The 13,470-nt window shown below is 23.6% G+C and carries 12 protein-coding genes and 1 pseudogene; 8 read left to right on the top strand and 5 right to left on the bottom strand.

The window, feature by feature from the left end; genetic code table 11:
- The first annotated feature begins 173 nt into the window (after window positions 1–173).
- The 3 genes from BN8917_RS01435 (at window position 174) to BN8917_RS01425 (ending at window position 4,389) form a co-directional block, all read left to right on the top strand.
- Window positions 174–953 (top strand): SDR family NAD(P)-dependent oxidoreductase, encoded by a 780-nt coding sequence (locus BN8917_RS01435; protein ID WP_207644757.1) that lies wholly within the window; start codon window positions 174–176, stop codon window positions 951–953.
- Between the two features lie 591 nt (window positions 954–1,544).
- Window positions 1,545–2,951 carry a cation:dicarboxylate symporter family transporter gene (locus BN8917_RS01430; RefSeq protein ID WP_066869594.1) on the top strand — a complete coding sequence of 469 codons (1,407 nt, stop codon included), beginning with the start codon at window positions 1,545–1,547 and terminating at the stop codon, window positions 2,949–2,951.
- Between the two features lie 106 nt (window positions 2,952–3,057).
- On the top strand, window positions 3,058–4,389 hold the full coding sequence (locus BN8917_RS01425) for a CoA-disulfide reductase (protein WP_066869591.1): 1,332 nt from the start codon (window positions 3,058–3,060) through the stop codon (window positions 4,387–4,389).
- 337 nt (window positions 4,390–4,726) lie between these two features.
- Here the strand turns inward: BN8917_RS01425 and BN8917_RS14275 are convergent, their stop codons facing one another.
- Window positions 4,727–4,891 (bottom strand): hypothetical protein, encoded by a 165-nt coding sequence (locus BN8917_RS14275; RefSeq protein WP_159426715.1) that lies wholly within the window; start codon window positions 4,889–4,891, stop codon window positions 4,727–4,729.
- A 781-nt stretch (window positions 4,892–5,672) separates the two neighbouring features.
- Between BN8917_RS14275 and BN8917_RS01420 the strand changes: the two genes are divergently transcribed.
- Window positions 5,673–6,140, top strand: a complete 468-nt coding sequence (locus BN8917_RS01420; protein WP_066869588.1) for a hypothetical protein — start codon at window positions 5,673–5,675, stop codon at window positions 6,138–6,140.
- 1,069 nt (window positions 6,141–7,209) lie between these two features.
- The gene (locus tag BN8917_RS01415) at window positions 7,210–7,506 is read left to right on the top strand and encodes a hypothetical protein (protein ID WP_066869585.1); all 297 of its coding nucleotides are present in this window, start codon (window positions 7,210–7,212) and stop codon (window positions 7,504–7,506) included.
- Window positions 7,507–7,730: 224 nt separating this feature from the next.
- Here BN8917_RS01415 and BN8917_RS01410 read toward each other — a convergent pair whose 3' ends face one another.
- The 3 genes and pseudogenes from BN8917_RS01410 to BN8917_RS01400 all read right to left on the bottom strand — a co-directional run bounded on the left by BN8917_RS01410 (window position 7,731) and on the right by BN8917_RS01400 (window position 10,027).
- Window positions 7,731–8,195, bottom strand: a complete 465-nt coding sequence (locus BN8917_RS01410) for a helix-turn-helix transcriptional regulator (protein WP_066869582.1) — start codon at window positions 8,193–8,195, stop codon at window positions 7,731–7,733.
- A 219-nt stretch (window positions 8,196–8,414) separates the two neighbouring features.
- Window positions 8,415–9,200 (bottom strand): annotated as a pseudogene (locus BN8917_RS01405) (IS1/IS1595 family N-terminal zinc-binding domain-containing protein).
- 356 nt (window positions 9,201–9,556) lie between these two features.
- Window positions 9,557–10,027 (bottom strand): hypothetical protein, encoded by a 471-nt coding sequence (locus BN8917_RS01400; protein WP_066869579.1) that lies wholly within the window; start codon window positions 10,025–10,027, stop codon window positions 9,557–9,559.
- 236 nt (window positions 10,028–10,263) lie between these two features.
- On the opposite strand from BN8917_RS01400, the gene BN8917_RS01395 reads away from it, so the two are divergent.
- The 3 genes from BN8917_RS01395 to BN8917_RS14485 all read left to right on the top strand — a co-directional run bounded on the left by BN8917_RS01395 (window position 10,264) and on the right by BN8917_RS14485 (window position 12,511).
- On the top strand, window positions 10,264–11,118 hold the full coding sequence (locus tag BN8917_RS01395) for a hypothetical protein (protein WP_066869576.1): 855 nt from the start codon (window positions 10,264–10,266) through the stop codon (window positions 11,116–11,118).
- A 294-nt stretch (window positions 11,119–11,412) separates the two neighbouring features.
- The gene (locus tag BN8917_RS01390) at window positions 11,413–12,186 is read left to right on the top strand and encodes a hypothetical protein (RefSeq protein ID WP_207644756.1); all 774 of its coding nucleotides are present in this window, start codon (window positions 11,413–11,415) and stop codon (window positions 12,184–12,186) included.
- Between the two features lie 169 nt (window positions 12,187–12,355).
- On the top strand, window positions 12,356–12,511 hold the full coding sequence (locus BN8917_RS14485; protein ID WP_187117184.1) for a glycine zipper domain-containing protein: 156 nt from the start codon (window positions 12,356–12,358) through the stop codon (window positions 12,509–12,511).
- A 455-nt stretch (window positions 12,512–12,966) separates the two neighbouring features.
- Here the strand turns inward: BN8917_RS14485 and BN8917_RS01385 are convergent, their stop codons facing one another.
- Window positions 12,967–13,440, bottom strand: coding sequence for a hypothetical protein (locus BN8917_RS01385; RefSeq protein ID WP_066869570.1), 474 nt, complete (start codon window positions 13,438–13,440; stop codon window positions 12,967–12,969).
- Between the last annotated feature and the right edge of the window lie 30 nt (window positions 13,441–13,470).

The following is a 13,470-nucleotide window of genomic DNA, read 5'->3' as shown; positions in this document are numbered from 1 at the left end:
ATTTATATTAGAATTTAAATACTACTTTTAAGAAAAGTTTTAATAAATTATAGCTTAGAAAGATTATAAATAAAAAATAAAAACTATATATTTAATTATAGCTACAATAACTTTATCTATAATTGAGAATTATAAATAGGGAGTTTACTGTATTAATTTATTATAATTTGGAGATGAATATTTTAATGAGTGTTTTAGAAAATTTAAGTTTAAAAGGTAAAAATGCAATAGTTACTGGAGGAGGATCTGGTATAGGTAGAGCTACAGCATTAATGTTAGCTGAGGCAGGAGCAAATGTTGCTGTATGTGACATTGATTATAAAAAAGCTGATAGAGTAAGATATGAAATAGAAGATATGGGAGGTGATGCCTTAGCTATAAGGTGTGATGTCTCAAATAGTATAGCGTGTGAGGAAATGGTTGATATAATTTCTAAAGAATTTAAGACTATAGATATTTTAGTTAATAATGTTGGTGGAGGAGGTGGGGGAAGAGAATATTTTGAAGAGTTAAGTGATGAATATATAGAGAAAATATATAATTTAAATCTTTTTAGTATTTTTAGAATAGTAAAATTATGTTTACCATATATGCCTAAAAATGATACTAGCTCTATAGTCAATGTAAGTTCTATGTCTAGTATAATTAATAGTAAAGATATGTCTGTATATGCAACAACAAAGGCAGCAGTTGCAAAGCTAACAAGATCAATGTCTGTTGATTTAGCTCCAATTAGAGTTAATTGTGTGATGCCAGGAGCAATTAAAACACCTGCTTTAGAAAGTGTTTTAAATTCTGATATTGAAAAAGATATGTTAAAATCTACCCCATTAAAAAGACTAGGACAACCAGAAGATATAGCATCAGCTATTTTCTTTTTTGTATCACCTTTAGCTAATTGGGTTTCAGGACAAAGCTTAATGATTAATGGTGGAGGAGTTCAAGATTTATAATTTAGTAAGATATTTAATTTAATAAAATATTTAAAAAAGTAGAAATAATATATTATTTAGTTTGAGGAGTAACTTTATTTAAATACTCCTCATTTTTTATTTTGATTTTAATAAAAGCTATTTATATAAATATATATTTTTAATATATATATTTATATTATTTTAAAATATAAATGAATTATAAAATAATTCGATTTAATATATATATATTAAAATCAATAAGAGATTTTTAGAATACTATAATTTTATAAATTAAAATAAACAAATAAAATGAACATTATTAGTTTTATAGATTCATTTATTGTAACAATAAGGTTATATATTCTATATTTATAAAATAACTTATATTAATAAGAACAAACTTTATAGTTTATTAAGTTGTAATATAGCAATTTCTTTTATATCTTCAGTACTTGAGAAGTTTACTATAAAAATAATAAGGGGCAATTATTTAAAGTAAAATTAGGAGATTTAGCTAACAGGATATAACTTATAAATTATAAAGATAAATCAAAAGATAATGCCATAATGCATTAAAAGTACTTATGGAGAAAAGTAATCATAAAAAATAATAAAAAACGGGGGCAGTTTATGAACAATGTATTTTTTAAAGACTTTCTAATGATTAGTGAACTCAAAACAATTTTATTTTTAGCTATACTAGTAATATTATTTATTATAATGAATAGATTACAAAAGAAAAAAGTTAATTTCTCTAGGAGGATGCTTATTGGTACAGGGATTGGACTAATATTAGGTATATTAATTCAAGCTGTATCTGGATTTTCTAATGATCCTATGAAGATTAGCTTTGTAACTGAGACAACTAAATGGTATGGATTAATAGGTAATGGCTTTATTGACCTTATCAAAATGCTAGTAGTTCCTTTAGTGATGGTATCTATTGTTCATGTTATTATAAACATGAAAGAGGGTACTAATATAGGTAAACTTACTAAAAACTCTATTATTGTAACTATGGTAATGGTTGTTATTGCCGCTATTGTTGGTCTTACTGTTGGTATGATATTTAATGTTGGTAGTGGTATGAATATTACAGGTGAAGTTTCTGAAATAAGAGAAGTAAAAACAATGGTTGATACATTAAGAGGATTATTACCAGCAAATCCTGCTGAAGCAATGGTAAATATTAATGTTATAGCCTTAGTAATTTTCTCAGTATTCTTTGGCCTTGGAGCTAATAGAATGAAGAAAAGATACTATGATGTTATAAAACCTTTTCTTGATTTGATTAATGCACTCCATAAAATTATTATGAGTGTAGCTATGACTATTATAAAATATATGCCTTATGCTGTTATTCCACTATTAGCAAATACAATAGCTCAAAGAGGTATCTCTAGTATTTTAGATGTTGGTATATTTGTAATTGCTTTATATGTAGCTGTAATAGTAATGTTTATTATTCAACTTATAGCAATATCTTTATTTGGATATAATCCAGTAATATATATAAAGAAAGCAGTCTCTGCAATGGTTTTAGCATTTACATCTCGTTCAAGTGTTGGATGTCTACCAGTTACAATTGAGACTTTATCAGATAAAATGGGAGTTAATAATGGAACAGCTAGTTTTGTTGCAGGACTTGGAACAACAGCTGGTATGCAAGGTTGTGCTGGTATATTCCCTGCTTTATTATTAGTATTTGTTGCTAATATAACAGGAATGCAAATAGATTTTACTTTTATAGGAATGGCTATTATAGTTGTTGCTTTAGGATCATTTGGGATTGCTGGTATTCCAGGAACAGCTACTATGGCTGCATCAGTTTCTTTATCTGGAGTTGGAATGGCTTCTTTATTCCCATTAGTTAGTCCAATCCTTGCTATTGACCCAATAATAGATATGGGCAGAACTTTCTTAAATGTTAGTGGTGCTTTAACTAATGCAATGATGGTTGATAAAATGTTAGGAAAAGTAGATATGGAGCAATTTAAAGATATGAATATTAAAAAGGAAGCAGAATCTGAAGAATAAAATTATTTATTTAGATTTGTTAATATAAAAATAAATAAAATGATATAGAAATTTTTAATATAATATTAGGAAACTAATATGCTAGATATAAGTGAGGGAAATAGGAATGCGTGTAATAATAATTGGAGGTACTGCTGCTGGTATGAGCGTCGCAGCTAAATTAAGAAGAATTAATAAAGAGGCTGAAATAGTTATTTATGAAAAAAGAGATTATATATCTTTTGGTGCTTGTGGTCTTCCTTATTATGTAGGAAACTTCTTTGAAAGTACTGATACTATGATAGCTAGAACTAAAGAGCAGGCAATATCCTCTGGTATAGATGTATTAACTAAGCATGAAATTATTAGTATTGATGTAAATAAAAAAATAGTAATAGCTAAAAATCTATTAACTGGTGAAGAGGTCAGTGATAATTATGATAAATTAATGATAGCTACTGGAGCTAGTCCAATAATTCCACCAATTAAGAATGTAAAACTTAAAAATGTATTTACTCTTCATAGTATGGAAGATGGTATAGCTTTAAAGAAGGCAATGGAAAATCCACAGTTAAAAAAGCTTGCCATTATAGGAGCTGGTTTTATAGGATTAGAACTTGTTGAAGCAGCAAAACAATATGGCAAAGAAATTTGTATTTTTCAAAGAGAAGATAGAATTCTTAATATAGCTTTTGATAAAGAAGTAACTGATATTCTTGAAGAGGAACTTTCAAATCATAATATAGCTTTATATACAAATTTAACTGTTACAGAGCTTAGAGGAAGTGAAAAGGTTGAATCTGTAGTAGCAGGAAATAAGACTTTTGAAGCTGATATTGTAGTTTTAGCTACTGGTGTTAGACCGAGTACTGAGTTTATTTCAAATACAGGAATTAAAATGAGTGAAAATGGAGCTATTATAGTAGATAATAAGGGGGAAACTTCTGTTAAAAATATCTACTCAGCTGGAGATTGTGCTATAGTTCCTCATATGCTAAAAGGAAACAGCTATATTCCATTAGCTACAAGTGCTAATAAACTTGGAAGAATTGTTGGTGAAAATCTTGGTGGTTTAGATTCAAAATATCAGCTTATTTTAGGTTCAAGCTGCATTAAAGTATTAGATATGGAAGCTGGGCGTACTGGCTTAAATGAAGAAGAGGCAAAAAAACTTGGAATAAACTATAAAGCTAAATTTATATCAGATATGAATCAAACAGATTATTATCCAGGTCAAGAAAAAATCTATGTAAAACTTATCTATGATAAAGATAGTAAAGTTATACTAGGTGGGCAAGTTGTTGGAAAGAAAGATGCAGTACAAAGAGTAAATGTACTTGCTACTGCTATTTATAATAAAATGACAACTACAGAGCTTGGAATGTTAGATCTTTGTTATGCTCCTCCTTTTGCTAGAACATGGGATGTACTAAATGTAGCAGGTAATGTTTCTAAATAAGATATATTTTTATTTAGATAATAATATTTATAAAATAATATAGTTTTTAAATTATATTATTGTAATTACTATAATAGCTTATAATTTGAACAAATTTAAAGTTTAAATAAAAGGTATAATATTATTTATTGTGCCTTTTGTTTATATTTTTTAGATTATTTTTAGTTATTTATCTAATAAAAATAAAAAAGATACAAAAATTATAGCTTCTATAATCTTTATACCTTTTTTATTTTATTTTAATAAGAATTTTATCTATATAGGGCTTATGAGTTTTTAGTATATTGGATATGAGGTACTGAATAAATATTTTTTTATTCAGTACCTAAAATATTTATTATCTTGGTAGATGCTGTATCATTCTCCAAGATACATCTTTGCCTCTAAATCTAGGCATTACATCCCCTTCTTTTGCTCTTACAGTAGTTGATGGTGTTCCTTGAACTTTCCACATTCCATTTACTGAACATAACATTCCACTTCTTTTAATATTCCCTATCATAAATAAATCCTCCTTTTAATATCATTTTACAATTATCATTATATAGCTTATATTTGAATAATTAAGTAACTAATTGTAAAATATTTCTTAATTAAGGAAATATTTACATAGTTAAGAGTTTGTTATTTATGTTTAAGATATTTATTTAAAAGAAACTTATTGTTAAAACTTGTAATATGAGGTGGATATTAGATTTAAAATAGATAATATTGATACAACTATATAGTATTATATAATTTGTATATAGGAGGTTGGTTTAATGCCTAATTATTACACTTGTGAAGAAATAGATTTAGATGAAGCAATTAAAAAAATAGCTAGATATTCAACTAAAATAATAATTATAATTCCTGAATTTGTATAATTTTTGCCATATTTATTCTTTATAATAATTGTATATCAGATTTTGAATGTTAGAAGGTATATTATAATGCCAGATTTTCATAGTTATAGAGATATTCTATTAGATGAAGTAATTGATTATTTTAATGATTATTATAAAAGAACTAAGAATACTAAAGAAATTAAGTAGGATACTTATTCTTATTTAAGTAAATGAAGGAAAAATATTTAATAGTTTACTTTAATTAAAGCTTAAATTAGTAATAAATAGTTATTATTGTAGTAGTTATTAGATTCCCCTCTATTGATTCTAATATTGTCACTAACTATATTAATGTACTTATAGATATTCTTCTTATTCTTCAATTACTTTAATAGAAGCTTCTTTTATATATAAGATGGTATAAAATATAGTTATAATTTAAATGGAGGTAATATCATGCCAAATCCTAGACATATGACTAGTTGTTCTTTAGATGAAGCCTTTGAATATTTTGATAATCTATATATTGAAAAAATAAAAAATTCATCTAAAGAGTTTGATGCATATTATTTCGATATCGCATTGAATACGTTTATTGCACCTGAATTTAAAACTCAAGAACTTTATGATTTAAAAGTCCATGGATTCTTAAATCATAAGTATGTAATTGAAGTTAAAGCTGAATGTTATTATGATAAAAATGTTAATACCAAATATTACTTATATATTTATTATGATTCCAAAAAATCTGCAACTAAATTAACGAATAATCAAAGAGAGCATTTAATAAAATTCATTAATTATCTGGAGCTAAGTACTGTACAAAATAATATAAAAAAATTTAGAAAACAACAATATGTATATCTTATACTTGTATCTATAATTTTAATTTTTATAATTTTTTTAGTTCAAATTTATAATTAAAATAGAGTTTCTATTATAGCTAATTATTATTATTGAACAAAAAGTTCTTTAGATAATGATTTTTTTGACTTTTAAGGATATATATTTAAAAAATTAAAATTTATTTTATCATGTTTAACAATTATTAAAGTAGCTAGATATCCAATTAAAATAATAATTATAATTCTTAAAGTTGTTATAAGTATAATATTCCATCAGCTCTAAGGCTTTATTAAACTTATTCTTAGCATATTAAAGTAGGGGTTTTAACATATACTTAGCTCAATAATTTATTATAGTAATAAATATTAGATTAATTCATAGTTACAATATAAACATTTATTTATAGTATTAGTATACTTTCCTTTAGGGCATCTCCAAATAATATTTTCTAAAATTTTAAATTCTATATATGTAATAGAGACAAATATGAATATATCTATATGTTTCATTGAAATTCCTATTATTAATCTAATTTAAAATATACTTCCTATAAAAGATATTAAAGCCATTACTTTTGCTTGTAATTTAAATTTAATTTGATTCATTACATTTCTCCTAAACATAAATAAATCCTATATTAATTTTGTGCGTCACATAACATAATAATTCATTACTTTATATTCTTATTATACATAAATTATATATTATAACTTATTTTAAAAAAGTATCATATATGAACTACTATTTAAAATAGATCCTTATATTTAAATGGATTTTTATTATATATATATTTATTTGTTTTAAATATAAGTGAATTATAAAATAATTTAATTTAATATATAACTGAGTTTTAAGGAAGATGTAATAGTATTAATATATTTTTATAATAGAAAAAAATTATTAGATGTAAGTAAAAAAAGGTGTTTAGTATAAATTAAAGCTTTGTTAATACTAATGTTCTAATTGAATTGTATAGTAGATAATAGATTTTATACAATTAAAGGGGGACATTAAATGGAGAAAAAGATAAATCCTAAAAAAATATATTAAAGAAGGTAATGATAGGAATTATAGTAGCTATATTTACATTTATTGTAGTTTTATTTGTTGATTTATATATATATATAGTATTAATGGTAAGGGGTTTATGCCAAAAGTAGATTATGAAAAAGAAGAAACAGAAAGAGTTTTACTAGAAAGGAAGCAAATCAAAGAAGCTGTAAAAGAAGTGTATGATAATACACCTAGAATTAATGGTATGGCATATAATTATACTTTAGAAAATTATAACTATCCTTATAAAATAACATTCTCTTGGAGGGATGATGGATTATATACTAATAAACTAGTAACTGAAGCTAATAAAGATTATGCTAGAAGAGAAATGGAGTCTAAATTAAAGGATAAAGGATTTAAATCTAAAGATTTTTTAATAGTAAATTAAAATATATTTATGAATATTTATAACCTGGTGAATGTTTATTCTCCAGGTTATTTTAAATAATTACAAAAACTTAATAATTATTTTAGGTTCTGTTAGATAATTGCGTGATAAATAAGTAAAAAAATAGCTACACATATTGTAGTTTCTGTTGTCTAGCTATTTTTATATAAATTATTTCGTAATATATTAATATTATCTATCCAATATCTTAGCTAAATTAGAATTTAGTGATTTGATTTATTTTTACGATTTTTCCAAACGTTATACAAAATATCTTTAAGAACCAACATAGCATCTTGTTCATTAAATTGATATTCCTGTTCTATTTCATTCAGCATTTTATTTAATCTACGAGCGTAATTAGGAATATTCACTATATTTTGATACTTAAGCAGAATAGGATATTTTTTCCCCCACGCATTTGTCCAGTCAATTTTTTCTTCCGTTTCTTCACTTGTTTTGTCAATAGTCTCCTGTATTTCTTTTATATCAATATCAAAATCAATCAGTTCATCTAACGATATATTGTATAATACCGCCATTTTTTTCGACTGACGAATATCTGGAACTGTCTCATCTGTTTCCCATTTTGAAACAGTTTGTCTACTTATACCTAGTTTTTCTGCTACTTCTTCTTGCAAAAGTCCACATTTTTTTCTTGCATGAAATAAACTATTTCCTAATTTCATTGTTTTTCCTCCTTATCAGTTTATAATTTTATTATATTATTTGATAAGAACTAACTCTACCAATTATAATTATCAAATCTGCACGTTTTTTTTACATACAAGAAAATTACAAATTCCTATTTATCTATATTATATCAACAGTATTTTTATTTTACATTATATAACAATTATGAAATATCTTTTTAATCAATAAAAAATCTTATTAAGAGTTTCTTAGCTTTAAACTAATTCAATATATCTATTCCTGATAGTATTTATAGTTATATAAACTTCTTTAGTTGCCACATTAACCAACATATCCTTAATTCTATCACTATTTTTATTCTTCTTGCTTAATTACAAAAATTTAAACCAAGCCAAGTAGTTCGAGATGTATTTAGTAGAAACTCCGTCAAAGGGCATTAACCATCTCTTAAATCCACTATGAAGAGAATTTACATGTTGTAGATGATAAACACACTATCTAGCATAGATTTACCTCTAAGAACTCGTTTTAATTCAATATTTAGGTCTTTATTTATATTAAAGAAAGATTTGTGACTATCAACCACGAAAGTAACATCTTCTCCTATTTTTCCATCAAAAATCTAACGATATCATTAGTTGTAATTCTACTATTACAAACTGCTCCCATATTATATTTCCTTTTTTAGTTGCACATTGTCTTATAGAAAGTCTTAGTATCATTAATTCACAGTATTTAAGTCATTTATCTAATCTTAAGTTAGTGCTAGAGAAAGGTGATATAGTAAACTCATCAAAAGTGCAATGACATCTTTTACAAATATATCTTTGTCTGCCTCTAGTCTTATCATTTTTATTAACATCCTTACATTGACATTTAGGACATCCGTATCCCTTAGAAAATCTACTTTCCTTAATATTATCCTTGATTTTATCAGAACTAAATAAAGCATTTAAAACTACTTGTGCTACTGAAATTAAATCTCTAAGTTCCTCATTATTCAAATCTTTAATTATGGCTTTTATATCTACTTTTTGCATAATATAAGTAATCTTTTCTATATAATATGGTGAAGTATAGTTGGTACCTATATTATAACCTATTTGGAGTATAATTAATAACACAATTATCTAACAGAGCCTTATTTTAAAATACCTGAGAAAGTTAAATGTATTAAGTCTAGTGAAAAAATACTAGTTATATATCTTATATCGTGTAACGACTTATAAGAAAGATCAAAAAATTACTCTAGTGCTTGAATGAACATCACATTTTATTATAGATATTATAGAGTAATAAAAATATATAGGAATAGAAAAATAAGCTTTAATTTTCATTGTAAATTTAGTTTACTTTAAGAATTAAAGCTTATTTTTTTTATATAGGATAAAGTGAATTATTTTTTAGAGAGTGATTTTAATATAGTTAAAGATAGGACTCCTATAAAGATAAATAAAACTATAAATAAAGCAGAAAATATATCAAAAGCATACATTAAATTTTCTGCTATGCTTATACTAGTTTGTAAAAGACTAAGTGAATAATGACATATTGAAATTACTATAAACATTAAGAGTATTATTATAGAATTTTTTAGTGATAAAAAATCTTTTAAAGAAGAAATATTATGATTGACAATTAATAAACTACAGATTCCTAGTAAGGTAAATGCTATTATGAATGCAAATATAATTTGAGGAAAATACCATGTTAAAACTGTTTGAGTATTAAATTTATTAGGATAGTTATGTGAAACATTAAAGAATAGAATATATATGGAAATCATCACTATAGAAACTATTAATGAATATTGTAAAATTAATTTTTTAAAAATTGAATTTTTCTCTTTTAAATCATGGTTAGCCATTTATAAAATCTCCCTTATAATTAAAAATATGGTTAAATATAGAATTTAATTTTAGTTATATGGTTAAAAATTAGAAACGATATAGACTAAATTTATATTAAAGCAGAATTAAAATATAAAATAAAAACTAATTTGTATATTTTAGAATTTAAAAATGAAATCTAATATTTACTATTTTGGAAAATATAGATGATATAATTAGGTATTATTTATACTTTTTAGGAGATTTAGTTTAAATGAAAGAAAAATTATCAATTAAGGATGGTATTTATTTATTCAATTTCTTGCTTCCTAATATAGCTTTTTTAATTATACCTTCTTCATATAGCATTACCCCTTTACTTACTTTAATAGGGAAAGGTATAGTATTTATTCTTTATCTGATACCAACATTTTTATTTATAAGATATATCAAAAAAAATAAAATATCTTTTAATGAATTTAAAATATCTAATTTTAAATTTAAAGACTTAAAAGGAGTAAGATCAAATTGTATGTTCTTTCTTTTAAGTATAATTGAAGGAGTATATCTTTTAATTAATGGATTTTGGTATGTAGGGATACCTACTATTTTTATGTCTATTGAACTTATATTTTGTATAATATTAGATTTTAAAATTTATAGAGAAGAACAGGTGAAGTTAGATATTATGTTTCAGGAACAGAAAATAAGTTTAAAAGAATTAGAGAGATATGATAAATGGAAAGGATTTTATTCATCTATTTTTGCAACTTTAATTGTATCTATATTAATAATGATACCATTACTTTATCCACTTACATATTTAAATTTATCTCCTAATACTATATACCCCTATTTAATTTTCTGTATACTTTTTATATATATTTTTATTGATAGAATGCCTTATCCACAAATGTTAGATTGTAAAAATAATTCTTTTATAAAAGCTAAAGGTATTTGCATTGGGTATGAACAACCTGGAAAAAGAACAGGGGGACATCATATTGTAAAAATTGTAGGAATAGATATGAGAGTATCTATTCCTACAGAAAAAAGAATTTATACAAATAAGCAAGTTGTAACAGTTATATTTGGATTACATTCTGAACAAGTTATAGGATTTTACTAGATATAATATTTAATAAATTATAATAATAACAATAATTTTAAATAGAAATATGTAAAAAAACTTCTGATATATTGCAGAAGTTCTTTTTATTTAAAGGATAAATAAAAATCTAGTTAATGGGTAATTTTGGATTTACATAAGGTTAGATGTAATATTGGTAATATACTACATTTATAGGAGCTATATATAATAAAATTTAGAAATATTAATATTAAATAAAGATTTAAGTAGAACGATAGAAAGATGGATTTTATCTTAAAATATAATAAAAAATTTTCACAGATAAGTACATATTTGAGTTTTGTATGGCTTTGGGTATTAGCATGTAATTATCTAAGTGGACATGTTATTTATGGACAAGATTTTATTTTATTTATAATTAGTGCTATACAATTAATATTATTAATATCAGGATTTAATAATATTAAGGCACTAAGTCTGAAAAAGATTAATAAAATATACTTTTATAAAAGTATTTTATTAATTTATAAAATTATTATTATGCTATCAGTAAGTATGTATTTTATTTTAAAATCAGATATAAATATATATTTAATACTTCCAGTATTTATATTTGTACTTTTAATTATATTTTTTAGAATGTGTGAATTTAACTTATTAGAGGATGAGTATAATTATTATTTAAAAAATATAATAGTAAAAAATCAATTAAGGGAGAAAAGAAGAAGAAATGAGTTATTGTTACTAGGAAATTTTATAGAAGCTTTAATGGTATCAGGAGTTATAAGTACCTTAGCACAAATATTAACTAATAGTGATTCTGTACTAATTACTATGGGGATATATGTATTTTTTTTATTTTTAATAGGAAGACCAATTTGTTTAAAAATTTTTGATTACTTTTTTAATAGTTATATAGTTATTAATGCTAGATGTATTAATGTAAAAGAAACCCAGCATAACTCCCCTGATCAAAATTATTATTTTTGTAATAAAGAATATAATTTATATTATGCTTTAGTAACAAGCCCGAATTTATGGAGAATAGGTGATAATGTTACTATCATTGTAGGTAGCGTTTCAAATAATATTGTAGATGTTTATTAAATAATAAATTATATCTATATTAGTATATATAAGATATTTTTATAATTTAAATGGAGGTATTACCGCACAATTATTATATAAGTTCTATATTTATTAGATAATCACTAGAATTATAATATACAGATTATGTATAATAATATAGTAGTTATTAATTAAGGGGGTAAAATTTATGAGTGAAAACAATGCTAAAAAGAACAGTAGTTATTATTTTCCTCTTTTTACTGGAGTAGGGCTTATCTTTGGGGTAATATTTGATCAAATACCAATAGGCTTATGTCTAGGTGTTGCTATTGGGCTTGCTTTAGATTATAAAAAGAAGAAATAGATTAAATTTGAATGTTAGTATAAAAAAAGTGGAGATGAGTATTAAATATCCACTTTTTTATTTAGAGTAAGATGATGTAGAGGAAAGTTATAAATGCTTTAATATTCAGATATAATTTTAATGGCTAGATTTATTTTTATAGTGTTATCATTAATGTATTATTCTATTTATATTAACTAAAATAATACCTCCTAAAATTGGGGAAAAAGAAAAGTATTTATTAGATATTAGATTTTAGATATATATTAACTGTGTATCAGAATGGAATAGGAATAAAAATGCTATTATTAATGTTTTAAAATAAGGATTTAAGAATATAAACTTAAATTAATTATAGATTTAGTAGGGTACGAACTATCTAAATTAATATTTGTGGAGATAGTAGGTTTACGAGAAATATGAAGCAGAAACTCACGGAGTAATAAGGGAAGCATATGAGCTTGGTTATGCAAGGTTCAGTTGTCAAATAAAAATCTATCTATATTCTCTGATAAAAATTTATATAATATAAGTGCTTCTTCTTTTGAATATTTACCAACTTGATTAGTCCTATTGTATCCTTCAATAGCTAAATAACAAACTTCGCTCATTATCATTAAAAATTTTTTTATATCTATTTTTACTTTTAATTGAGACTTTATTTCCAAGAAATTTTCTTCATCTATATTATCTGTATCCTCTATAAGAAAACAAATATCATTATAGGAGTCATCTATTCCTATATAATCTTTTTCTATAACTGTAGTACTAAATTCTTCTCTTATAATTTTTCTTCCATTTTCAATAATTACTTTATTTGCTTCTTTTATTAAATCCAATATAAAAAAGCTGTATGAAAAACTATATGAATATACTGCTATAATTTCAGCTTCTTCTTTTGTTAAATTATATTTATTTAAAATATAGTCATATATTTTAGTAAAGTTCATATGATTTCTTGCTCCTTTTAATATAATAAG

Source organism: Clostridium mediterraneense, assembly GCF_900091705.1.
Classification (GTDB): domain Bacteria; phylum Bacillota; class Clostridia; order Clostridiales; family Clostridiaceae; genus Sarcina; species Sarcina mediterraneense.
The sequence above is the reverse complement of the archived record's forward strand: the minus strand, read 5'-3'. Positions and strand labels throughout refer to the sequence as shown.

What these genes read in the sequence shown, in the direction of transcription:
- BN8917_RS01435 (WP_207644757.1), top strand. Translation starts at nt 174, where the DNA reads ATGAATATTTTAATGAGTGTTTTAGAAAATTTAAGTTTAAAAGGTAAA.
- BN8917_RS01430 (WP_066869594.1), top strand. Translation starts at nt 1,545, where the DNA reads ATGAACAATGTATTTTTTAAAGACTTTCTAATGATTAGTGAACTCAAA.
- BN8917_RS01425 (WP_066869591.1), top strand. Translation starts at nt 3,058, where the DNA reads ATGCGTGTAATAATAATTGGAGGTACTGCTGCTGGTATGAGCGTCGCA.
- BN8917_RS14275 (WP_159426715.1), bottom strand. Translation starts at nt 4,891, where the DNA reads ATGATAGGGAATATTAAAAGAAGTGGAATGTTATGTTCAGTAAATGGA.
- BN8917_RS01420 (WP_066869588.1), top strand. Translation starts at nt 5,673, where the DNA reads ATGCCAAATCCTAGACATATGACTAGTTGTTCTTTAGATGAAGCCTTT.
- BN8917_RS01415 (WP_066869585.1), top strand. Translation starts at nt 7,210, where the DNA reads ATGCCAAAAGTAGATTATGAAAAAGAAGAAACAGAAAGAGTTTTACTA.
- BN8917_RS01410 (WP_066869582.1), bottom strand. Translation starts at nt 8,195, where the DNA reads ATGAAATTAGGAAATAGTTTATTTCATGCAAGAAAAAAATGTGGACTT.
- BN8917_RS01400 (WP_066869579.1), bottom strand. Translation starts at nt 10,027, where the DNA reads ATGGCTAACCATGATTTAAAAGAGAAAAATTCAATTTTTAAAAAATTA.
- BN8917_RS01395 (WP_066869576.1), top strand. Translation starts at nt 10,264, where the DNA reads ATGAAAGAAAAATTATCAATTAAGGATGGTATTTATTTATTCAATTTC.
- BN8917_RS14485 (WP_187117184.1), top strand. Translation starts at nt 12,356, where the DNA reads ATGAGTGAAAACAATGCTAAAAAGAACAGTAGTTATTATTTTCCTCTT.
- BN8917_RS01385 (WP_066869570.1), bottom strand. Translation starts at nt 13,440, where the DNA reads ATGAACTTTACTAAAATATATGACTATATTTTAAATAAATATAATTTA.